The sequence below is a fragment of the Polynucleobacter kasalickyi genome, from assembly GCF_900176405.1.
Classification (GTDB): domain Bacteria; phylum Pseudomonadota; class Gammaproteobacteria; order Burkholderiales; family Burkholderiaceae; genus Polynucleobacter; species Polynucleobacter kasalickyi.
In genome coordinates, this window is the sequence record NZ_FWXJ01000004.1 from 174068 (window position 1) to 196069 (window position 22002).

Below are 22002 nucleotides of genomic sequence, written 5' to 3' on the forward strand. Positions count from 1 at the left end.
ACAAAAGGCTCGTATGATGGGCCACATCACTGAAATTACTAATTACTTTCATTTTTTAAGAATTTAAATATGATTACTGTTGTCATTGCATCTTATAAGTACGGGCATCTTGCGGCCCACTGTATTGAGTCTTTACTGTCTCAAACTAAACCACCTGAAAAAATTATCTTTGTCGATGATGGTGCCTTTGATTGCAGTCATTTGCCCTATCTGTATCCAAGCGTGGAATTTGTTCTGCGGCCCAAAAATTTGGGTACGGTTGATAATTTTCATGATATGTTGTTACGCGTAGAAACTGAGTATGTTCTTTTTATTGGTGCAGATAATTGGCTAAGATCCGACGCGATTGAGTTACTCTCCAGTGGCACCGCTGATGTTGTTACTTACGATATTGTGGTTACTGGTGAGTTAAAAGAGGAAATTCTATTGAGAGTTCCTGGCGAGACTAAACCTCATTATGGTGATTATTACTGGGATCGCAAAGATCGACACCACGGATCGATGATGTATCGAACTGCTTTAGGTAAACAAATTGGTTATAAAAAGCGGTTTGAAGATGGTATTCATCCGCAAGAAGATTGGAATTTATGGGATCAGTTGATGGAGCAGGGCGCCAGTGTTGCTAGCATTACGGAGGGACTACTGTTTTATCGCCGACATCGTGAAAATTTCCTGAAGTATGATCATTTAGAAGACACTTTGGAAGCGTGTAACTAACTCATCTCACTACCAATGTTTTGCACTGTAGTGAGATGAACGATTTCAGTGAATGAAGTCTTTTAGGAAATTAGTTTATTGGGGTTTTGTAGATATTTATTTTTGATTGCATCGGCCGTCCAATAGGCAAGTGCACCGACTAAGCCGGTAGGTTGATAAGCGCTATTATGAGCAAATACGCTCGCACCTAAAATAAATAGATTAGGGCAATCCCAACTCTGTTGGTACTTGTTGACGACACTATTTGCTGGCGAAGTCCCCATGATGGTTCCACCAGTACTATGCGTACTTTGGTAGGGCACGGTATTCCAAGATCGTTTGGTTGCAACAGCGTTTGAAAACTTGGTTGGGTTGAGTGCTTTGACCATTTGATTCACAATGCCAGCACCATGGGTGTCCATCTTTAATTCATTCTCATGATAGTCAAAGGTTAAACGCATGAGTGGTTGACCAAAGGCATTTTTATACGTTGGATCTAGATCGTAGAAATTATGACGGTGAGGTAATACACCTGAACGGGTAGAAATACTCATTGCCGTTTGATACCACTTGGCGGTTTCCTCTTTCCATTTACTTCCCCACATCGGCGTTCCTTTGGGGACGGGACGATAACCAATCGGAAGGTTCGTATTATGGCCAGCTGAAACAATGTAACCGCCAACAAAACCCGGTCCTGATCGATCAAAGTTCCAGTTCGCGTGGAAATCATCAATCACTGTATTGGTGCCACCGGCATTAATAAAGGGGTTGAAGTGTTTATCTTCAAAAAATAATTCAGCTCCCACCCCTGTGTCGTAGGCATAATTTTTACCAACTAAGCCTTTCCCTGAAACCGGGTCATAAGGCGTGCCGATGTTGGATAACAACATTAGATGAACATTATTAAATGCAAAGGCACACATTAAAACTAGCGCTGCTGGTTGGATAAACTCCTCTCCCGTCTTTAAGTTTGTATAAGTGACCCCAGTTACTTTTTTGCCATTGGAATCTTTATTAATCTTAGTAACCCAAGTGTTCAAGCGCAATTCGAAGTTGGGCTTTTTCATAGCAATCGGAATGACCGTCATTTGCGGACCACCTTTGGCATTCGATTCACAACCAAATCGTTGGCAGTAACCACAATATTGGCAGGCACCAAAATGTGCCCCATCTGGGTTGGTATAGGCTTCTGAAGCATTTGCTGAGGGTCTTGGGAAAGGATGATATCCCTGATTCTTCGCCACATCTTGGAAAATCTTCGCAGATAAGATGGTTTTTAAAGGTGGCAGGGGATATTCATTTTTCCGACTACCCTCAAAAGGATTTCCGCCTACTTGGGTTTGACCATTGATATTTCCCGCTTTACCAGAAACACCCGCTACTTTTTCAAACTTATCGTAATAAGGTTCTAGTTCAGCGTAGGTTATTCCCCAGTCTTGAATCGTCATCTCTTCGGGGATATATTTTTTACCATATTTATCTTCATACATGGAGCGAATTTTAAAATCCATGTCCGTCCAGCGCCAAGTTCCACCGCTCCAATGGATCGCGGAACCACCAACACCCTCTCCTGGTAGGAATGAACCTAACCGTCTCATAGGGAGGGCTTCTTGAGTCGGATTATTTCTAGCACTCAGCGTGTCTCTTGAGGCATTTTGCATGAGCTCTTGACGAATCGTGTAACGTAATTCGTCCCGAATATTGGGTAATGAATAGTCATCTGCTGTCGTTTTAAAATCACCTCTTTCAAGACCGACTACCGATAGCCCTGTTTCTGACAGTTCTTTGGCAAGAATCCCACCGGTCCAGCCCATACCGACGATGACCACATCCACTTCTTTTAATTTTGTAGACATTTTATGTTCCGTTAACTTAAATCACCAATTCCAAAAATCGGCGCTTTATAAGGTTTATTAAAGTATTTCTCGACATTAAGAGCATGGGTTGCAACTGCACCAGGAAACCCAATCATCTGCCAAGCAGCTTTATCTTTATTGCCACCATAGATTGGATCTGAGAACATTCCTTCCATGACATTTTGATACAGCATGGAGAAAAAAACTTGAGCAGGGGGGCCATCAGCAAATGAGACCTTGCCATCTTTTAAATCAATGAGAAACTCTTCAGTTTGAGTTGGTGAGAGTTTAGAAAACTTATTGCCATACTTTTTTTGACAATATAAATTAGTCTGTTCAATCGATACTTTATATAGATTTGCTGGTGTTAAAGGGAGTTGATAGCCTTGCGTTGGTAAACCTTTTTTCCAGGGCCCTGATTGATAGAGTCGATCACCTTTTCCCCAACCGCCAGCTAATGCACGATCAATATAAAAATGAACACCGAGGTCAGTCCCTTTGGGGCTTAGTTGATCCGCTGGAATCATATGGTTGACTAATTTTTCAATCCATTCCTGTTCCTCAAGATTGAAAAAAATGTAGCCTTGACTATCAGAGCTAGTTTTATTGGCTTGGGCTTTGTCAGCGGCTAAAGCTTGCGTTGAAACTCCAGAAGTCATTGCGACGGAAGTCCCGACTAAAGCACCCTTCAGGAAGTCTCTACGATCATTTTTTGAATTTGGCATAGTTACACTTAAATGAGTTAAGGTTTGAAAGTCATTAGATAGTCAATCAAGGCTTTGCGCTCAGCTGGATTGCTTAAGCCAGAGTAGGGCATTCTATTGCCTGGAAAGACTGCTTGAGGGTTTTCTAAAAACTTATTTAAAGTACTTACGTCCCAAATACCATTAGCACTTTTGAGAGCTTTTGAGAATCGATAACTAGTATCTGCGCCAATCTGTCGGTTCACTACACCCGCTAAAGAAGGGCCAATGAGATTAACGTTTGCCTCGAGACTATGGCAAGCACGGCATTCATTAAAAGCCTTTTCACCTAAGCTAATATCTTGTGCAAAAGATTGCTGCGAATAGACTGAGTAATTGAGTAGGAGAAAAAATAAGATGAGGAGTTTGTTTTTTTTATACATAATAAGTTTGAAAGGTGATTCATTGAATGAAAGGGTGTTTTGCCTCATTCCATTGGTAAATGGTTTGATCTCTTCCTACATACCTCGATTGAAGAGATGAATTAGAGAAAATTGTTGTCCCAATATTTTTAGTAATAATTGATATTACACGCCAACTTTTATTTTTTTCCTATGGGGTAATCCCTAAAACAGCTTCTTTGTTTGAAAAAATATTGAATTTGGTGGGAGATATTTAGCTGTTCCTTGTTCATTTAAGACCTTAGTTCCTTTCTAGTCTTTATAATTATCAAATAACTAAAATTATCAATTCTTATTGAAACAAACGACGAGACGCCTCCCATAAAAAATGAGGTCATTTTTTAATCTTTTATCTGCCTAACTATGTCAAATTCCTCACCTTTTCAAAACCCATTACCTTGTAGAGAAACTTCTTTACCGAAGATTACTCTCCCAAAGAACGCTACTGACTGTCATTGCCATTTGTTTGGTGATGTCGTTAAATACCCTTTAATGCAAGACCCGGCTTACTTACCGCCGGCGGTAAGTGTTGAAGAATATATGCAACTAATTGAAAAGTTAGGGATTGAGCGGGCAGTTATTGTCCACGCCAATGTTTACGGACAAGACAACTCTTTAGCCTTGGATGTGATTGCGAGTGCGCCGGATCGTTTTCGGGCCATTGGCTTAGTCGATGAATCCATCACAGATGCTGAATTAGAGCGTTTACATCTTGGTGGGGTTCGCGGCTTTCGCTGTAACTTAGTCAATCAAATTGGGCTGTCTTTGGACGCAGCTAAAAAATTAGGTGAGCGGGTAAAGCAATATAACTGGCATACGCAATTTTTGATGGACGTTGAAAAAATGCCGAATTTAAGAGAAACCTTTGCGGACTTTCCCATTGATGTAGTGATTGATCATATGGGTAGACCCGTGATTGAGCAGGGGGTTCAAGCCAAAGGCTTTCAAGGATTGATTGATTTCTTAAAGACCGGTAAAGCGTGGTCTAAACTTTCCGCTCCTTATCGCACTTCTAAAGATCCGCTCTTCTATCGTGATATCGTGCCGTTTGCACAAGCATTAGTGGAAGCGGTACCAGACAGACTGGTTTGGGGCTTTGATTGGCCGCATGTCAATATGGCACCTAATACACCGATGCCGGATGATGGCGAGTTAGTCAATCAAATTGGTGCGTGGATCCAATCCCCTGACAACTTACAAAAAGTCATGGTTGATAACCCTACAAGACTTTACGGCTTTTAATTGTCCTATTCAAAATGACTCTCGCTCTGGCGATGCGAGAGTCATCGAATGCGCTATTCGGCTTGTACACCTGAGCTTTTGACGACCTTACCCCAAGCGATGATGTCTTCCTTCATCATTTGATAAAAACCATCAGGAGTGGTTGTCTCAGGTTCATAACCACTGCGAATGAGTTGTTCTTTCACCTCGGGCGTCTTAATGGCTTCCGCAATGGCAGCATTTAATTTATTGATGACTTCTTTCGGTAAATTGGCAGGCCCAAATAATCCATACCAAGTTTTTACTTCGAAATTGGGCACCGTTTCCGCAATGGTTGGAATGTTCGGCATAATTGGAGATCTCACCAAACTCGTCACGGCAATCGGATTTAAACGCTTTCCTTGTACTTGGCTCAGAATCGTTGAGGTATTGGTAATTAAAACATCTACTTCACCACCGAGTAATGCTGTAACAGCAGGGCCAGAGCCCTTGTAAGGAATGTGTGTAAATTTGGTGCCAGTTGCTAAGCCCAGCATTTCCATTCCAAGATGGGGTGTACTGCCCGTTCCAGCGGAACCATAATTCAGTTTGCCTGGTTGTTCTTTAGCGATCTTAATTAAGTCACTGACCGTTTTGACGGGGAATGCAGGGTTTGTCACCAATGTGCTGGGTGCCATTGTGATGAGGCTAATCATCGTTAGATCTTTTAATGGGTCATACCCTAAGTTTTTATACAAACTCACACTAATTGGAATAGAACTATTACCGACCAATAGGGTATAGCCATCTGGATTGGATTTGCTAGTAAATTGGGCACCGATATTGCCATTTGCTCCTGGTTTATTGTCGAGAATAATCGGCTGGCCTAAAATCTCATTCAGTTTTTTGCTTAGTGGTCTCATCAAGACATCCGCACCACCACCTGGTGCAAATGGAACCACAATGTGGATTGGCTTTGATGGATACTCTTGAGCTTTTAACATTCCAACACTTACGAATGAAAAGCTGAAGATAGATAAATAAGTAAGTAATTTCATAATATGCCCGTATTTATTTGGTGATGAATTTATTAATAGTAGCCATATTTTTCACTTGATCAATATTCCACAAGTAATCCAATAAATCAATTGACCGTACCTTACCCAAAATAGGGCCGATTAAGTCCATCGCTTTTTCTTTTTCTTCATTGATGTTGAGGGGGTTTTCAAAGCTCCCCTTTGCTGCCATCGTTTGCCCGTGTAATACCGTGCCATTTTTTAAATGCACTTCCATGACGCAGCGCCAACGTCTTTGCACATCGGTTAGAGTTTCATCACCAACTGCTTGTACTTTAGAGCGCATTTTTAAAACTTGGGGATCCTTCATTCTGGCAAAATCATGTGCAGATTTGAAGGTTAGTTTGCCATCAATTACCATCACGGAAAGTAGATGCTGTACCGAGATGTCAGGCATAGGGCGATTATTCACAATTTCTAACTCTTTATCGGGCATTCTTGCAATAATTTTATCGATGTCAGAAGCTTTGAATCGATGCTCTTTGACTAAGTCGTTTAAGACGTGCATCGGTCCTTGAATGGGTCCACCAATCGGCCATCTTTTAATAGATGCTCTCATCATTTCAAATCTTTTACCAAGACCATCGACCAAATCATTAATCTCATATTCCTCAGGTGCGAAAGTATAGAAAAAATTACGCTCTCCGGAAAAAATATCCTCCACGCCAGTCCACCCAGACTTGACCATTAAGGCGGCTTGAAGACCATTATGGGCTGGCATGCCACCCATAGCATACGCTTTTTCAATATGTTCAGGATCTCTAAACATGGTATACAAACCAGAAGTTTGTTGCCCCGTGTAAGACAGCATATACCTTACTTCTAAAGGAGAGAGCTTCAATAATGCTCCGGCTGCTGCTGAAGCTCCAAACAATTGACCTGTCGCTCCTGCATGATGGCCAGATCTTAAATAGGGCATTGGCTTTAAGGTTAATAAAGTTCTGGCACAAATGTCATAGCCCAGGACAACAGCTCGTAAAAATTCTTCGCCAGACAATTTATGTTTTTCACTGATAGCAAGTGCTGAAGGAACTACGCTGGTACCGGGATGCGTTAATGATGGTGGATGTGTATCATCGGTTTCATCTGCATGGCCAAACATACCGTTCGCTAAAGCGGCATTTTGCATGCTTGTTCGGATCTTAGTACCAATTACAGTAGCCTCTGGTTTACCACCTAAAGTTTTAACATAGGTAATCGCTTTTTTCCCAGGCTCCAGTCTAGAACCTGAAATCATGGCCGAAAACGTATCAATTAAATGTAACTTGGCTCTTTCCTTTACTTTTTCTGGAATTGGTTTTGAAGTTGCTGCTGAAATGTATTTGCTTAATTTCTGCATTGTTGGTGATATCTTTTGACTCATTTTGATCCTTATTAGAAATTGGATTTATCGAATAGTTAATTTGCGGTTATTTTTAGTTTTTTGTTCAGTTCCCGCCACATGATAGTTTCAGCCTTGATTATTTCGTCAAACTCAGCGGGGGTACTCAGCGTCACGTCTAAGCCCTGTTTCGCCATCGATTCTTTGACCTCTGAGGACTCCATGACCTCATGCACTGCTTTTTCAAGTTTGGTAACAATCATTTCTGGAGTGTTCTTAGGCACCAGTAGGCCATACCAAGATGTCACATTAAAGCCACTTAATCCGGATTCATTCAAAGTGGGTACATCTGGCAATACACTGGATCTAGTCAAGCTAGTAGCTGCGATAGCTCGTATCTTGCCGGTTTTAATATGCGGCATTACGGAGGTCACACTCCCGAAGGTCATTTGCACTTCACCGGTAAGCACTCCAAGAGTTGCAGGACCACCGCCCTTATATGGAATATGGGTAATTTCAGTGCCTGATCTAAATTTAAATAACTCAGCAGCTAAATGAAGCGTACCACCATTGCCTGCTGATGAATAATTTAATTCGCCTGGTTTCTCTTTAGCAAGTGCAATCAGTTCTTTTACAGATTTAGCAGGAACCGAGCTATTAACAACTAAGAAGTATTTGGCTGTTGCTAATAGAGAAACTGGTTTGAGGTCTTTTTGAATGTCAAAACTTAGACTCTGAAATATTAAGGGGTTAAAAGTAAGCGCTGAGTTGTATCCCATTAACACTGTGTAGCCATCCGGATTGGCTTTGGCAACTGCCTCTGTGGCGATATTTCCCGAGGCACCTGGACGGTTATCAATAATGACTGGCTGACCAAGCAGTTTATGTAATTTAGGAGCCATTATTCTTGCTAAATTATCTGTACCACCACCTGCTGGAAAGGGGAGGATTAAGCGAATGGGCTTGGTCGGGTAATGATTTGCCTCATTAGACAAGTCTGCCGCAAAGGAGAAAGAAAATGAGAATATAAAGAACAAAGGCCATACTATTCGATATTTATGATTGAAAATTTGCGCTTGTTTCATGATCATAGCCATTGCGTTAATTGACGAATATCATCCAAAGCTTCAATATTTTGAATCAACTTAATGGCCTGTTCTGTTTTTATACTATCCCATTTTCGATACGCTGAACATTCTCTAAACTTATCAGCAATCTCAGCTTCCGACATCGGATTGGCTTTGTTTCCTTTGCCAAAATCTTTTCGAACAGAGTAACTCATGCCATTTTTAAGCACAATTGAAACAAAACTAGTCACAATCGTGTGTTGATTCGATTTTTCTTCCTCAGGTGTAAATGATGTGTAATCTATCAATTGAATCGCTGATTGAATATCAGGTCGATTGACATATTCATCATGAAACTGATTCAAGCCACATTCCCGATCGACGAGAAGAGCTGCCAAACAAAACTCCAGACTAAATTTAGCTTGCAGTTCAGTCTTCGGTTGATGATGAAGTAAAGTGTGATGGATGTTTTGACTAGTTTTAAGTATGACCTTTTCAACATCCTTGAGTTGAATATTGTGTTCAAGAACTAGTTCATGCATAGCCGTCATGGCAGGGTGTCCTAAACTACCGGTAGGGTAGGGTTTTAGCCAAATTCCTCGGTCTAAAAATGACCATGGATTGCCAAGTTTGCCCATCAGTCTTCCGGCTTCATAGCCACCCCCTAATGCTTGAAAGAAACCTCTTTTTGCTTCCAGAATGATTGGTGACGCTGTAAAGCCCATCTTTTGTAAATCAACGGAAACGATCGCTGATTCAGCTGATCTACCCGCATGAAAAGGTTTTACCATCGTGCCAAAGTTTTCTTGTAAACCGCCAGCTTGACTAGCGGCAATACCAAGTGCAGTGGCAGTTGCTTGATCATTGAAATTTTGTAAATTCGCTAAACCGACAGTTGCACCTAGCATGCCACAAGTACCAGTAGAGTGAAAGCCATGCAAAATATGGTTGACGTGGGTCGCATCAAATAAGCGACAAGAAACTTCTACACCGACTTGGAATGCTTTTAAAAATTGTTCGCCGGATATTTTGGTGGTTTCAGCGTAAGCTAAAAGTGCTGCTAATACGGGTGAGGTAGGGTGAATCCCCTGAAAACGACCCGTTTCAGCTTGGAGGGTGTCATCATAGTCATCTGCGTGCATTGCTGTGCCATTGGCAAGAGCGGCAAACCTTGGTGATAACTTTAAGTTGGAGCCAATGACGGTGGAAGGGCCAGTGCAATTGAGACTCTGTAAATAGTTTAAAAGTACTTTATTCGGCTCTGAAATAGACCCCGATAAAGCTACTCCAAGCGCATCTAAGATTGATTTTTTGGCTAGTTGATTAATTTCCTCAGATAGGTCAGAAAATTTTAATTGGGTAGAAAAATTCGTAACATATTGCGTCAGCAACGGCAAAGCAGATGAGATCTGAGAAAGATCTGACATGTTGTCTCCTAATAATTATTTTTTTAGAGTTTTACTCTTTATTCTTCTATCTTAATCTAAAACCAATGGGTATTCGTCAAAACTTCAGTCGAACTTTATAAAGTCGAACTAATTTATTTGCACCTTAAAACCTTAGTGCAAAGACTGAATCGGAGAGTTTGGATTTGTAATGGGTAAACTTTTCATCTCTGAATGCGTTAGTTAATAAGCTTTTTTACTCAGAGTAATTGATGCAAAAACTTGTGCAAAATATATTATTTGTGGGTACAATAAATGAAAGTGAATCTAAGCTTTGAATTAGAGGATTAGACTTTAATTTGGTTGTTGACTTTGATTGGTCTACTGCATTAATCAATGAGGATGTTCGAAAAAGTTATGGGGAGAACCGTTATGTTGCAATTGGTTTTATTAGAGGGAGGATCTTCGTCGTTATTTTTACGCCAAGAGGAAACTGCATTCATGTCATTAGTTTAAGGAAAGCAAATAAACGAGAGGTTAACTACTATGAAGCAACGAACTAATCCGAAATTACTCGATGCAGAAAATCCAGAATTAACAAAAAATGATTTTGTAAAAATGAGACCTGCTAGCGAAGTGTTACCAGAGATCTTTAGCAAAGAGATCTCAAAAGAGTTGCTTATCCCAAGAGGAAGACCTCGCCTTGAAAAAACTAAGGAACATATTAATATTCGCTTATCTCCTGATGTTATAAAGCATTTCAAATCTGCTGGAGCAGGATGGCAAAGTAGAATTGATGCAGCTCTTCGCGAATACATTGTTAATCATCAATAAGTATTAGACTTTATCTTAAGTAATTGAGTAATAAAGGTTCTGTAATATCCCTCAGGTCTGAAAATGATCTGGTCTCTTGGCTTGATTTAATCTTTTAGAGGGTGAATCTTTTTTTTGATTGAAACTACTTGAGTCTTTTAAAGCTTATCTTCAATTGCTGTACCTTTGTCGGGTAATCCCTATGATGATCCTATCCATCATCGTGTTAAATTGCTCCATACAAATTCATTCTTGCTGGAATGAGGATATTTCTCATTTCACAAGAGTCTCCTTCAAGCTATTTAGTATCGAAAATTAGGCGGTCAATATGCAACGTACTTTTTTTAATTCAGCGATTAGGTTCATGAGCCTAGTTTTAATAGTGACCTTTTCCTCTGTAATTTTCTCTCAAGAAAAATTTCCATCTAAACCGATTACCTTTATTGTCCCGCTTGAAGCTGGCGCAGATGGAGATGTTTTAGCGCGCGCTCTAGTGGATCGAGTCTCCCGCATTCTGCATCAACCAATTACTGTAATGAATAAGCCAGGAGCTGGGAGCGCCATTGGCTTCCGGGAAATTCATCGTGCCAACCCTGATGGATATACGATTGGAATTGCTTCTGCCACCATCATCACGAATAAACTCCAAGGTGTTTCAAACATTGATTACAACAACTTTACACAGTTAGGAGCCGTTGCAACCTTTTTTCCGATTTTGATTGCGTCCAATAATAGTGCCGTGAAATTGAATACAGCTCAAGAAGTCATTGCTTATGCAAAAGCAAATCCTGGAAAATTGAGTTTGGCGACTGCTGGAGTTGGTCAAAGCTGGTGGGTCGGTGCTCAAACATTTTTAAGTGGCGCCAATTTAAATATGACGAGTATTCCTGTCACCGGCTCTGGTGCAAATGTTGCCTTACTGGTGGCAGGCGGACATGCGGAAGTCGGTATTGCAGGACTTGCCTCTTCTAGAGCCCTATTGGAAGGCGGACAAGTTCGATTCTTAGCGACCTTATCTGAAAACAGGGCGCCACCTCCGTACGATAAATTTCCTACGATTAAAGAACTTGGCTATCCAGTTAGTTGGGAATCTACCAATATGGTGATTGGACCACCGAATATGCCAAAAGATGTCATTGCTAAATTGAGCAGTGCAATTGAGACCGCGGCCAAAGATCCAGAGTTTATGAAATTTGCCCTCGAGCGTGATGCCAAACCTGATTATATTGCTGCCGATAAGGTGGTTAGCGTGATGGATCAGCGTCGCGAAGTTGTCAAAGAGATTATGGCAAAGGCTGGACTTCTGAAGGAAGCAAATTAGTATAAAAAGAGTTTGTTTTCTTGAAAATTGTCGTGATCATTGCTAATGAACTGTTCGGTCAAAACTAAGGTTGAAAGAATTCTATATCTTAGTTGCGAGCTTAATCAGTACAATTTCTGATAGAGTTTGGGTATGCCGAGCACGACGCAAATAAATTGCATCGTTTGCATTTCATTGGTTAAAAAAATATTATTAAAATAATTAGAGACAAAAGTTATGAAGTATTTCCATGGATCATCATGTACTCAGCGGTCATTTTTGTACCCTCATGATGTTTATAAATGGTTTGTCGGGCTTTCATTCATCACATTCTTTGGGATTGCTGGTGCACAGCAAGTGAATCATGAAACGTGGCCGAATCGACCTATCAGAATTATCACAACTGATCCAGGAGGGGCGGCAGATATTGCGGCACGTTTAATTGCTCCTTCCTTATCAAAAAGTTTTGGGCAACCCGTATATATAGATAATCGCTCCGGTGGTGGTTCTATTACTGCCATTGAGGCAGTTGTTAACTCTCCCCCTGATGGGCATACATTATTGCTTTATGGTAGTCCTGTCTGGTTGATGCAACTGATGAAAAGTAAATTATCTTGGGATCCTATTCGTGATTTAGCTCCAATCTCTTTGGTCATTACTCAACCGAATGTCCTAGCAGTCCACCCCTCATTACCCGTCAAAACTGTTCAAGATCTAATTAACCTCGCTAAACAAAAACCTGGGGAACTAAATTACAGTTCCGGTTCCGTTGGAGCGTCAAATCATTTAGCCGCAGAGTTATTTAATTCAATGGCTAAAGTGAAAATTGAAAGGATTCCCTATAAGGGAGGTGGAGCTGCATTGATGGGGATTCTTACCAATCAAACACAATTAATTTTTGGAACCACTGCATCTGTCAAGCCACAAATAGAAACAGGTAAACTTCGCGCAATTGCAGTTACAACTAGTCAACCAAGTATGTTACTGCCAGGTGTGCCAACGATTGCAGCCTCTGGCCTGCCTGATTATGAAGCTTTAACGCTATATGCATTATTTGCTCCAGCAAAAACCCCAAAAAATGTTATTCAACTCATTAATCATGAAGTAGTAAAGGCCTTAAATAAACCAGAGGTCAAACAAAGTTTACTCAAAAGTGGCAATGAATCGACCCCCTCTACGCCCGAAGGATTAGCCAAAATCATTGACGAGGATATTATTCGTTGGGGAAAAATTATTCGTGAGGCAAACATTACAGCAGATTAACTATGGAAAAACATCCTATTCGGTTTGGTGGATATCAGAATCAAGATTCTATTCACAATCAAGCAGCAAGATATTTCTTACAACTGATTCAAGAAAAGCTGGGTCATCAAGTTAGTTCAGAACTCATTGGTAACGTTCTCAATCTTGGTAGAAAATCAGGCGATTTACCCGACATGGTGAGAGACGGCGAACTTACATGCTGTTATATATCCACCGTGCGCTTTACGGATTGGATTCCTGAAATCAGTATTTTAGATTTGCCATTCATGTTTAAGAATCGACATCAAGTCCACGAAGCTTTTAGAGGGGCATTTGGCAGCTATCTAAAAAATCAATTTGAGGCTAAAACCCCTTTTAAATTATTAGGCATTTGGGATAACGGCTTTAGACATATTACGAATAAGGTGCATCCTATCCGAACTCCAAAAGATTGTGAGGGACTCAGTATTCGAACCCAAATGAGTGAAGTACACGTTGAATCCTTGAGAGCCATTGGCTTTAATCCAATACCTGTTGATGTCAAGATATTTGTCGATGAAATAGCTGGCCCTCGGTTTGATGCGCAGGATAATCCTTTGACGAATACTTTTAATTTTGGTGTCCATCACTATCATCGATTCTTTACCCTAACGGGTCATTTTTTTGGCGGGACTGCTTTCATTTGTAATGCTGAAATTTTTGATAGTTGGTCAGAAGAAATGAAAGATGTCTTTACATCATGTGCAAAACTGGCTACAGAGTATCAATGGAAATTAGCTAGTGAAGAGGATGAGCTTATTTTGAAGAAAATAAATCCTCACGAAAATGAAATCATCAGTTTGTCTGATGAAGAGCGAGAACTATTTAAACTTGCAGTAAAACCAATATTTGATAAATACGAAAAACTGATTCCAGCCAATATTTTTAAAATGTTTTAAGTTAAATTCAGAAAGCACAGAAATGAAATTAGGTATCGTTGGATTGGGTTGGTGGGGACAAAAATTAGTCCATTCACTGTATGGTAAAAATCAAGACATTATCTTTACCCATGCGGTCACTAAAGAGCCTCAAGATGTCGAAAAATATGCACTTGAGCATCAACTAACAATCTTTACAGACATGTCTGAGTTACTGAAATTACCTGAGATTGATGCGATTGTATTAGCGACCCCGCACTCCTTACATGTTGAACAAATTATTGCATGTGCAAAGGCCGGTAAGCCCGTTTTCTGTGAAAAGCCTCTAGCAATGAATGTGGCTGATGCTAAACGAGCAGTTGATGCGTGTGAACAGGCAAAGGTCGTCCTTGGGCTCGGTACGAATAAGCGTTTTTGGCCATGTATGACGGAGTTGAAGAAAACGATGGATACCGGAGTCATTGGAAAATTACTCCATGTGGAAGGGCACTATAGTAACGAAAATACCGGTAGACACTTTTCTGCCTGGCGTACTCATAGCCATGAGGCCCCGGCAGCAGGTCTTACTGGAGCAGGTTTGCATGTGTTAGATGCCTTAATTAGTTATGCTGGGCCAGTCAAGAATGTTCAGGCGCAAGTCATCTCAACCCGTCCACAGCCAAGTCCCTTGGATACAGTCACGGCGATGTTTGAATTTGAATCTGGCGTGAGTGGCACTATGGCTACGATTCGTTCTACTCCTTTTTATTGGCGAATTCATCTTTTTGGAGAGCAAGGTTCAGTTGAAGCTTTATCAGAAAATGAACTTGTAATTCGTCAGAAAGGCCAAGCTCCCGTGAAGACAAGTTACGAAAGTGTGGACACCTTATTACTCGAGATTGAAGAATTTGTGGCAGCAGTTCAGGGAAAGAAAAAGTTTCATGTGAGTTATAACGAAATGATTGCTACGGTCGATGCCTTCGAGCGGATTGTGGATTCTGTGGGTAAAAGGTAAGAATATAATAAAAAAATAATTAACATCAATTAAATATAAATATAAATTGGAGATCAAATGGGTAATTTTCGCTATCGCTCGCCTTTAATTCGTTTTGTAGGGACATTTTTTGCGGTTCATTCATTTCTTGCCATATCAATTACCAATGTTAGTGCGGCATATCCAGAAAAACCCATTTCATTAATATCGCCTTTTCAACCTGGTGGTGCAAGTGATGTATTAGCCCGCGTGATTGTTAAGCCGCTTTCCGATGCCATGGGGCAGGCAATTGTGATTGAAAATAAGCCTGGTGCTGGCGGGAATATTGGCGTTAATTATGTGGCCCGCTCAAAACCAGATGGATACACTTTACTTATTACAACTAGCGTTTTGGTCATTAATCCTAGTTTATATAAAAATGCTGGATTTGATCCAATGAAAGATTTTTCGCCTATTTCTGATTGTGGAGCTTCACCTAATGTGATTCTTACAAAAGCTAATTCTGGGATTAATTCGCTGAGTGAAATGGTTACCTTAGCGAAAAATCAACCCGAATTATTAAATTATGCCCATGCTGGTATTGGCGTATCACCGCACTTAGGGATGGAGTTATTTAAGACCAGAGCAAAAGTGAATTTAACCCCAATTCCATATCCTGGCGGTGGTCCAGCTATTCAGGCGATGTTGGGCGGCTCAACTCAAATAGGCTCTATAAATATCTTAGGACTGATGCCACATATTAAATCAGGCGCTCTTATTCCATTAGCTCAGACAGGTCAAGAGCGTGCTGCTGAAATGTCGAATGTGCCAACTTTAGCGGAGCTTGGTTATCCGAATGCCGAAGCAGAAACATTTGTGGCGATTCTTGCTCCAGCAGGAACACCTAAAGTAATTGTTGATCGACTTTCTAAGGAGATCAATACTATTTTACAGACTGCAGAAGTTAATGATCGTTTAAAGAGTTATGGATTTCGAGTGGTAGCTGGTGGACCTGAGGTACTACGCGCCAGAATACAACGTGAAGTTCCAATGTGGAAAGATGTTATCGATAAAGCTAAAGTGGTAGTTGATTAATGGCTTATTCAATTGATGCTTACGGTTATCCACTTGGCTTTAAGGTCAAAGATGGAAATGCAAACTCTTCTTTAACCCTCAATCAGCAGGGACGAGAGGTCATAAAAGTTGAAGCTTGTCATTTATTAGGGCATCAACGAGAGGCCATACTCACAGAGGGTGGTGGTGCTGCTTGGCGGTTAACATCTGATGAAGGCTTACATTTAAAAGGGACAGATTTAGCCCCGTTCCCATTTGGATATTTTAATGCAGGCTTACAGGCAGATTTGTTAAACCGTATTCGATTTTATTCTCATCAATTTGAGACGCCACTTACTGACTTAAGTATCAAAGTAGAAAATGAGTATTGGTTACTCGGTTCATTTGTAAGTGGCAATGGGAAGGGCGTTGCCAATCCCTCTCAAATTGAGATTGAGTTGAACAGTGATTTTTCGGATCAACAGATGATCCAGCTGGTCAACGCCGCAATGAGTGCTTCTCCAAGCATGGCATTTTTAAGAAATGTTTTAGAAAGTACTTTTTCGCTAACCATTAATGGTAGAAGAAAGTTGTTGAATGAGTTAATGGATCCCATGGTAGCAGTACCTAAAGATCCTTTTTTAGAGTATTCGGCACCAATTCGGCCTCTAAATTCAGTTAAAGATGAACTGGAGATTATTCGAAAACTCCCAATAAAAGAGGCTGGTGAGGTTACTATCGCTCCACCTGGAAGCTCATCAAAAATTATTCGTATTATTAAAGGCAAAGGCAAATTTTTAGACGCATCGGGTAAAACTGAAATTGAGTCATGGCTGAAACTTCCTGGTATGAGTCATTTTTTATTTGTATCTGATGAAGGTGCATCCACTAGTGCACCCTCAGGCCTTGGACTGCTTTCTGCTGGCATAGCTTTTTGTTTTATTACGCAAATCGCAAGGTATATTGAAAATATGAAATTAGATGTAGATGCAATTAGGTTAGTGCAACTCATCCCATTTTCAATTTCTGGGGATGTAAATGAGACTTCAAATATTGGTGCTGCTGAGCCCATCCAAACCCATTTATTTTTGAATGGTTCTTTATCGGAAGAGATGTTTGAAAAGCTGTTAACGATGTCAGCGAGAACCTGTTATTTACATGCGACTGCCATGAATAGCTTGCCACCCAAGATGAAAGTGATGCATAACGGCAGAGAACTTTTGATGTAATTTTTTGATCAGTAATATCTTTTATCCATTGGAGTGAAAATGAAAAAAAGTACTTTATTAATTTGCGCTCTAATGAGCTGTTCTACTTTAGCTCTAGCTACTCCACAAGAGCCTATTTTTTCAGTAGTTGAAAAAGAGCATAAGCCTTATCTATCTACCTTAAAAGAATTAGTTTCGATTGAGTCTGGCAGTAGAGATCGAGAAGGACTCGATAAAATTTCGCAACTGATTTTTAACCGACTCAAAGCATTAGGTGGACAGGTGGAGTTTATAGAAGCCGGTGCGAACACCTATCGTATGCATGATACTCCTGAGAAGCCTGGGCGCATGGTCAAAGCAGAATTTAAAGGTACTGGGACAAAAAAAATACTCTTAATCGCACATATGGATACCGTGTATCTTCGAGGAATGTTGGCTAAGCAACCATTTCGGATCGATGGAGATCGCGCTTATGGTCTGGGAATCTCTGATGATAAGCAAGGAATTGCCTTAATTCTGCACACCATTGAGAGTCTAAAAAAGTTGAAGTTTAATCATTATGGAAAAATTACTGTATTAATTAATGGTGATGAAGAAATTAGTTCACCGGCGGCTCGCGCCTATTTTTCAAAGCTTGGCGCGGAGCATGATGCCACTTTTTCCTGTGAAGCTTCCCAAGCTAAATCTGATCGGGTTGCGCTTACTACTGCAGGGATTGCTGCAGTGAATTTGAATATCACTGGTAAGGCATCACATGCTGGGTCAGCTCCAGAGTTAGGCCGTAATGCGCTCGAAGAACTTTCTTTCCAGATTCAGCAAATGCGAGATTTGTCGGATGCTAAGGAAGGTATCAAAATGAATTGGACCTTAGCGACAGCGGGTTCTAATCGTAATGTAATACCTGCCGTTGCTTTTGCTACAGCGGATGTACGCGTCATGAAAAAAGAGGATTTTGATGTCGTTGAAAAACAGGTTAGAGAGCGGGTCAAAGTTCAACAAATTCCTGATACTAAAATCGATTTACAGTTTGAACGCCGCCGTCCTCCTTTGTTGACCAGTGCACAGTCTTTACAAATGGCACAACATGCCAAGAAAGTGTATGCAGAGCTAGGTCGTGAGTTGGTTTTAGGAACTGTGGCTGCTGGTGGTGGCACGGACGCTGCCTTTGCCGCTTTAGATACCCAAAATCCAGTGATAGAAAGTATGGGAGTACAAGGATTTGGAGCGCACTCTAACGATGATGAGTATATTTTGTTAAGCTCTATTACGCCAAGAATGTATTTACTCTCACGCCTGATTATGGATATCTCTCAAAATAAAGTGAGTGGTCCTTAGAGCTTCAATAATTTCCTCCTCAATGAGTAGCTATGAAAAACATACAAACATCTTCTCAATCTCCCATCGAGGCTAAAGTGTATGCAAAAGTTTTGTGGCGCTTAGTGCCATTTTTATTCTTATGCTACGTGGTGGCCTATTTGGATCGTGTGAATGTAGGCTTTGCAAAATTACAAATGCTAAGCGACTTACAGTTTAGTGAAGCTGTCTATGGGCTTGGTGCGGGCATTTTTTTTATTGGTTATTTTTTATTTGAAGTACCCAGTAATATTATTTTGCATAAAACAGGTGCCAGAATTTGGATTGCACGCATCATGATTACTTGGGGAGTGATTTCTGTAGCCATGATGCTGGTGAATAGTCCAGAAGTTTTCTATTTCCTACGGTTTTTTTTAGGTGCCGCTGAAGCTGGATTTTTTCCGGGAATTATTTTGTATCTTACTTATTGGTTTCCCTCCGAGAGGCGTGGTCGAGTGATTGCTTTATTCATGACAGCAGTTGCATTATCAGGAGTGATTGGTGGACCTCTTTCTGGTTGGATTATGCAAGTCTTTGAAGGTGTGAATGGCTGGTCAAGTTGGCAGTGGTTATTTTTGTTAGAAGGGATTCCTTCGATACTTATGGGCGTTTGTGTGTTTTTTTACTTGGACGATAGTATCGACGCAGCAAAATGGTTAACTCAAAATGAAAAAAATTTTTTAAAAGAGCGTATTCAAAATGATCAGACTGAGGCTTCTGATCACGGCATCATGCATACCTTTAAAAATAGCAAAGTATGGGTCTTGGCAACGATCTATTTTTGCTTTGTGATGGGTTTGTATGGCGTTAGTTTCTGGCTGCCACAACTCATTAAATCGATGGGTGTTAAAAATGTGCTAGATATCGGCTTGCTCACTGCCATCCCTTACGGCGTTGCTACAGTCATGATGATTTTAGTGAGTCGCAGTTCTGATCGAATGGGTGAGCGTCGCTGGCACACGGCAATCGCCTCTATTCTGGGTGGAGTCGGGTTAATTTTCGCAGGAGTTTTTAGCGATTCTGAACTATTAGGGATGATTGCTTTATCGATTGCAACTGCAGGAATCCTCACTAGTCTGCCATTGTTTTGGACGATTCCAACCGCTTTTTTGGGAGGCGCATCTGCCGCTACTGGAATTGCCATGATTAACTCATTAGGAAATTTAGCTGGTTTTGTAAGTCCCATGATGGTTGGTTCTATTAAAGAAGCCACAGGTAGTCCCACCCTTGGATTGTATGTTATTGCGGTTACATTATTTATGGGCGCTCTGATCGTCATTTTAGCTATCAAAAAACCTGCGATAAGTTGATAGACTAATACATTACCAAAATACCTAATCGCTTACAGGAAGTACTTCTTTGAAGGTGGCTGCTTGACCAATGTGTTCATTGTCTTGATTCATGAGATTCCAAACTGTGGCATTTTCGATTTGAAACCTGCGGCCTGTTTTTGAGATACGCGTTCCCGTGTAATTATCTATAAAACCTTTGGAAGCAACTTGATCAAGAAGATATTGTCGAGCCGCTTGATTTGCAAACTCGGCTGAATATCTTGAAGGTAATTGAATTAATTCAGCCCAAGTCATCTCAAAGACTTGTTGTGCCATAAGGTTCCCGTAAAAGAACACGGGATCTACTGCACGATCATGGGCTAGAATCACAAAAGGAGCTTCGTACAAAATTCTGCCTAGATGCCTTTCTTCTTTTGAAAGAATCAGATGCTTGCCAGTCCATTGTTGATGAGAATTAACGATGAGGTGAGCTATCTCATTGTGATAGTTGTTGGCCTGGCAGGGTTCTTCTGCATGCATCATGATTAAGAGAGTTCCCAGAAAAAATAATAAAGAATCAATTTAGGACGAGCATATTTGATTTGTGGTCGATGAAGTATGATATTTACTAAGTAAATTATTTGCAAGATGCATTAATTTGGCTACAGTTTTTCAACGAGTTACTTACTGACAAGCTAAAAAAACGAAAAAATAAAAGTAGGAATGATTTGATATGCCAACAACCGATGTAATTCAATTACCTCCTCAGTTACCTGATGCTTTGATTTTAGAACTTCAAGCTATTTTTAGGGAACGCTTTACTACTGCTATGGCTATCTTAGAGCACCACGGTAGGGATGAATCTACCTATCCATTAACACTACCTCAGGCAGTAGTATTCGCCAATTCAACCGATGAAGTTGTTTCGTTGGTAAAACTTTGTAATCAGTTTGAAGTGCCAATTATTCCATTTGCTGCAGGGACTTCTTTGGAAGGGCATGTGTTGGCGATTCATGGTGGAATTTCGTTGGATTTAAATCAGATGAATCAAGTGATAGCGATACAGACAGAAGATTTGACAGCTACAGTCCAACCGGCGGTCAGACGTAAACAGCTAAATGTTGAGTTAAAGGATACTGGATATTTCTTTCCTATTGATCCGGGTGCAGATGCTTCTATCGGTGGTATGACGGCTACTAGGGCATCCGGAACAAATGCCGTACGGTACGGCTCAATGCGTGAAAATGTTTTAGCTTTAACCGTTGTATTGGCCAATGGTGAAGTGATTAAGACAGGTACTCAGGCTAAAAAATCATCGGCAGGTTATGATTTAACAAGGCTCTTTGTCGGCAGTGAAGGCACGCTGGGGATTATTACTGAAATTACGGTGAAGATTTATCCCATACCTCAGGAGGTTGCTGCTGGGATTTGTTGTTTTAGTAATATCACTGACGCAGTTCAAACAGTGATTGAAATCATTCAGAGTGGTATCCCTATTGCACGGGTCGAATTATTAGATGAATTAGCCATTCAAGCGATCAATCAGTATAGTAAGCTTTCTTTACAAGAGAAACCAACTCTCTTTTTTGAGTTTGCAGACTCAACAAGTTCTGTAAAGGAGCAAGCCGAGTTTGCCCAAGAAGTCGCTAAAAATCATGGTGGACAAGACTTTGAATGGGCGACTCATCAAGAGGATCGATCAAGGTTGTGGCAGGCACGACATGATGCCTATTTTGCTTGCCTTCAAATAAAACCCGGCGCACGGATTATTACAACCGATGTTTGTGTGCCTATTTCAAAGCTGGCACAGTGCATTGAAGAAACCAGAAAAGATCTAGATGCTTCCTACTTACCCGCTACTATTTTAGGTCATGTTGGGGATGGTAATTACCATGTGTTATTAGTCCTCGACCCACTCAATCAACAAGATTTCACAGAAGCAGAACAATTAAATTCTGCCATTGTTCACCGAGCCTTAAAACTGGGTGGAACTTGTACGGGAGAACATGGCGTTGGTATGCACAAAATCGATTTCCTGATTGAAGAACATGGATCTGGTGCTATAGCAGTGATGCATTCTATTAAACAGGCCTTGGATCCTAAAAACATCTTGAACCCAGGAAAGATTTTAAGGTCGTAAAGTAAAAA

The 22002-nt window shown here is 40.7% G+C and carries 21 protein-coding genes; 13 read left to right on the plus strand and 8 right to left on the minus strand.

Annotation, left to right across the window (positions count from 1 at the left end):
* Nucleotides 1-69: 69 nt before the first annotated feature.
* Entirely contained in the window at nt 70-717 is a 648-nt protein-coding gene (locus B8983_RS05475; RefSeq protein ID WP_084283126.1) for a glycosyltransferase family 2 protein, read from the plus strand.
* Nucleotides 718-779: 62 nt separating this feature from the next.
* Here B8983_RS05475 and B8983_RS05480 read toward each other — a convergent pair whose 3' ends face one another.
* From B8983_RS05480 to B8983_RS05490, 3 genes are read right to left on the minus strand one after another with little or no spacing between them, the layout of a single operon-like run.
* The gene (locus B8983_RS05480) at nt 780-2552 is read right to left on the minus strand and encodes a GMC family oxidoreductase (protein ID WP_084283127.1); all 1773 of its coding nucleotides are present in this window, start codon (nt 2550-2552) and stop codon (nt 780-782) included.
* 11 nt (nt 2553-2563) lie between these two features.
* The gene (locus tag B8983_RS05485) at nt 2564-3277 is read right to left on the minus strand and encodes a gluconate 2-dehydrogenase subunit 3 family protein (protein WP_084283128.1); all 714 of its coding nucleotides are present in this window, start codon (nt 3275-3277) and stop codon (nt 2564-2566) included.
* Nucleotides 3278-3294: 17 nt separating this feature from the next.
* On the minus strand, nt 3295-3678 hold the full coding sequence (locus B8983_RS05490; RefSeq protein ID WP_159460825.1) for a c-type cytochrome: 384 nt from the start codon (nt 3676-3678) through the stop codon (nt 3295-3297).
* Nucleotides 3679-4059: 381 nt separating this feature from the next.
* Here B8983_RS05490 and B8983_RS05495 point away from each other — a divergent pair, with 381 nt between their 5' ends.
* The gene (locus B8983_RS05495; protein ID WP_084283130.1) at nt 4060-4938 is read left to right on the plus strand and encodes an amidohydrolase family protein; all 879 of its coding nucleotides are present in this window, start codon (nt 4060-4062) and stop codon (nt 4936-4938) included.
* 53 nt (nt 4939-4991) lie between these two features.
* On the opposite strand, the gene B8983_RS05500 is transcribed toward B8983_RS05495, so the two are convergent.
* From B8983_RS05500 to B8983_RS05515, 4 genes are read right to left on the minus strand one after another with little or no spacing between them, the layout of a single operon-like run.
* Nucleotides 4992-5954 (minus strand): Bug family tripartite tricarboxylate transporter substrate binding protein, encoded by a 963-nt coding sequence (locus B8983_RS05500; RefSeq protein WP_084283131.1) that lies wholly within the window; start codon nt 5952-5954, stop codon nt 4992-4994.
* Nucleotides 5955-5967: 13 nt separating this feature from the next.
* Nucleotides 5968-7335, minus strand: coding sequence for an MmgE/PrpD family protein (locus tag B8983_RS05505; RefSeq protein WP_084283132.1), 1368 nt, complete (start codon nt 7333-7335; stop codon nt 5968-5970).
* A gap of 35 nt (nt 7336-7370) precedes the next feature.
* Nucleotides 7371-8378 carry a tripartite tricarboxylate transporter substrate binding protein gene (locus B8983_RS05510; protein ID WP_159460826.1) on the minus strand — a complete coding sequence of 336 codons (1008 nt, stop codon included), beginning with the start codon at nt 8376-8378 and terminating at the stop codon, nt 7371-7373.
* A 2-nt stretch (nt 8379-8380) separates the two neighbouring features.
* Nucleotides 8381-9787, minus strand: coding sequence for an MmgE/PrpD family protein (locus B8983_RS05515; protein ID WP_084283134.1), 1407 nt, complete (start codon nt 9785-9787; stop codon nt 8381-8383).
* 296 nt (nt 9788-10083) lie between these two features.
* Here B8983_RS05515 and B8983_RS05520 point away from each other — a divergent pair, with 296 nt between their 5' ends.
* From B8983_RS05520 to B8983_RS05565, 10 genes are all read left to right on the plus strand, one after another.
* The gene (locus B8983_RS05520; RefSeq protein WP_084283135.1) at nt 10084-10308 is read left to right on the plus strand and encodes a BrnT family toxin; all 225 of its coding nucleotides are present in this window, start codon (nt 10084-10086) and stop codon (nt 10306-10308) included.
* Entirely contained in the window at nt 10292-10579 is a 288-nt protein-coding gene (locus tag B8983_RS05525) for a BrnA antitoxin family protein (RefSeq protein ID WP_084283136.1), read from the plus strand. Before B8983_RS05520 ends, B8983_RS05525 begins: the two co-directional genes overlap by 17 nt.
* Before the next feature lie 307 nt (nt 10580-10886).
* Nucleotides 10887-11879 (plus strand): tripartite tricarboxylate transporter substrate binding protein, encoded by a 993-nt coding sequence (locus B8983_RS05530; RefSeq protein ID WP_084283137.1) that lies wholly within the window; start codon nt 10887-10889, stop codon nt 11877-11879.
* A 216-nt stretch (nt 11880-12095) separates the two neighbouring features.
* Complete coding sequence (locus B8983_RS05535) at nt 12096-13121, plus strand: Bug family tripartite tricarboxylate transporter substrate binding protein (RefSeq protein WP_084283138.1); 1026 nt, start codon at nt 12096-12098, stop codon at nt 13119-13121.
* Nucleotides 13122-13123: 2 nt separating this feature from the next.
* Nucleotides 13124-14038 carry a TRAP transporter substrate-binding protein gene (locus tag B8983_RS05540; protein WP_084283139.1) on the plus strand — a complete coding sequence of 305 codons (915 nt, stop codon included), beginning with the start codon at nt 13124-13126 and terminating at the stop codon, nt 14036-14038.
* Between the two features lie 22 nt (nt 14039-14060).
* Entirely contained in the window at nt 14061-15011 is a 951-nt protein-coding gene (locus B8983_RS05545) for a Gfo/Idh/MocA family protein (RefSeq protein WP_084283140.1), read from the plus strand.
* A gap of 57 nt (nt 15012-15068) precedes the next feature.
* On the plus strand, nt 15069-16064 hold the full coding sequence (locus B8983_RS05550; RefSeq protein ID WP_084283141.1) for a Bug family tripartite tricarboxylate transporter substrate binding protein: 996 nt from the start codon (nt 15069-15071) through the stop codon (nt 16062-16064).
* Entirely contained in the window at nt 16064-17251 is a 1188-nt protein-coding gene (locus tag B8983_RS05555) for an OsmC family protein (protein ID WP_084283142.1), read from the plus strand. The genes B8983_RS05550 and B8983_RS05555 overlap by 1 nt, the downstream gene beginning before the upstream one ends.
* A gap of 39 nt (nt 17252-17290) precedes the next feature.
* Nucleotides 17291-18565, plus strand: coding sequence for a glutamate carboxypeptidase (locus B8983_RS05560; RefSeq protein WP_084283143.1), 1275 nt, complete (start codon nt 17291-17293; stop codon nt 18563-18565).
* A 32-nt stretch (nt 18566-18597) separates the two neighbouring features.
* On the plus strand, nt 18598-19893 hold the full coding sequence (locus B8983_RS05565) for an MFS transporter (protein WP_084283144.1): 1296 nt from the start codon (nt 18598-18600) through the stop codon (nt 19891-19893).
* 24 nt (nt 19894-19917) lie between these two features.
* Here B8983_RS05565 and B8983_RS05570 read toward each other — a convergent pair whose 3' ends face one another.
* On the minus strand, nt 19918-20397 hold the full coding sequence (locus B8983_RS05570; RefSeq protein WP_084283145.1) for an MEKHLA domain-containing protein: 480 nt from the start codon (nt 20395-20397) through the stop codon (nt 19918-19920).
* A gap of 190 nt (nt 20398-20587) precedes the next feature.
* Between B8983_RS05570 and B8983_RS05575 the strand changes: the two genes are divergently transcribed.
* Nucleotides 20588-21994, plus strand: coding sequence for an FAD-binding oxidoreductase (locus B8983_RS05575; protein WP_084283146.1), 1407 nt, complete (start codon nt 20588-20590; stop codon nt 21992-21994).
* Nucleotides 21995-22002: the final 8 nt, after the last annotated feature.

What these genes read in the sequence shown, in the direction of transcription:
- B8983_RS05475 (WP_084283126.1), top strand. Translation starts at nt 70, where the DNA reads ATGATTACTGTTGTCATTGCATCTTATAAGTACGGGCATCTTGCGGCC.
- B8983_RS05480 (WP_084283127.1), bottom strand. Translation starts at nt 2,552, where the DNA reads ATGTCTACAAAATTAAAAGAAGTGGATGTGGTCATCGTCGGTATGGGC.
- B8983_RS05485 (WP_084283128.1), bottom strand. Translation starts at nt 3,277, where the DNA reads ATGCCAAATTCAAAAAATGATCGTAGAGACTTCCTGAAGGGTGCTTTA.
- B8983_RS05490 (WP_159460825.1), bottom strand. Translation starts at nt 3,678, where the DNA reads ATGTATAAAAAAAACAAACTCCTCATCTTATTTTTTCTCCTACTCAAT.
- B8983_RS05495 (WP_084283130.1), top strand. Translation starts at nt 4,060, where the DNA reads ATGTCAAATTCCTCACCTTTTCAAAACCCATTACCTTGTAGAGAAACT.
- B8983_RS05500 (WP_084283131.1), bottom strand. Translation starts at nt 5,954, where the DNA reads ATGAAATTACTTACTTATTTATCTATCTTCAGCTTTTCATTCGTAAGT.
- B8983_RS05505 (WP_084283132.1), bottom strand. Translation starts at nt 7,335, where the DNA reads ATGAGTCAAAAGATATCACCAACAATGCAGAAATTAAGCAAATACATT.
- B8983_RS05510 (WP_159460826.1), bottom strand. Translation starts at nt 8,378, where the DNA reads ATGAAACAAGCGCAAATTTTCAATCATAAATATCGAATAGTATGGCCT.
- B8983_RS05515 (WP_084283134.1), bottom strand. Translation starts at nt 9,787, where the DNA reads ATGTCAGATCTTTCTCAGATCTCATCTGCTTTGCCGTTGCTGACGCAA.
- B8983_RS05525 (WP_084283136.1), top strand. Translation starts at nt 10,292, where the DNA reads ATGAAGCAACGAACTAATCCGAAATTACTCGATGCAGAAAATCCAGAA.
- B8983_RS05530 (WP_084283137.1), top strand. Translation starts at nt 10,887, where the DNA reads ATGCAACGTACTTTTTTTAATTCAGCGATTAGGTTCATGAGCCTAGTT.
- B8983_RS05535 (WP_084283138.1), top strand. Translation starts at nt 12,096, where the DNA reads ATGAAGTATTTCCATGGATCATCATGTACTCAGCGGTCATTTTTGTAC.
- B8983_RS05540 (WP_084283139.1), top strand. Translation starts at nt 13,124, where the DNA reads ATGGAAAAACATCCTATTCGGTTTGGTGGATATCAGAATCAAGATTCT.
- B8983_RS05545 (WP_084283140.1), top strand. Translation starts at nt 14,061, where the DNA reads ATGAAATTAGGTATCGTTGGATTGGGTTGGTGGGGACAAAAATTAGTC.
- B8983_RS05550 (WP_084283141.1), top strand. Translation starts at nt 15,069, where the DNA reads ATGGGTAATTTTCGCTATCGCTCGCCTTTAATTCGTTTTGTAGGGACA.
- B8983_RS05555 (WP_084283142.1), top strand. Translation starts at nt 16,064, where the DNA reads ATGGCTTATTCAATTGATGCTTACGGTTATCCACTTGGCTTTAAGGTC.
- B8983_RS05560 (WP_084283143.1), top strand. Translation starts at nt 17,291, where the DNA reads ATGAAAAAAAGTACTTTATTAATTTGCGCTCTAATGAGCTGTTCTACT.
- B8983_RS05565 (WP_084283144.1), top strand. Translation starts at nt 18,598, where the DNA reads ATGAAAAACATACAAACATCTTCTCAATCTCCCATCGAGGCTAAAGTG.
- B8983_RS05570 (WP_084283145.1), bottom strand. Translation starts at nt 20,397, where the DNA reads ATGATGCATGCAGAAGAACCCTGCCAGGCCAACAACTATCACAATGAG.
- B8983_RS05575 (WP_084283146.1), top strand. Translation starts at nt 20,588, where the DNA reads ATGCCAACAACCGATGTAATTCAATTACCTCCTCAGTTACCTGATGCT.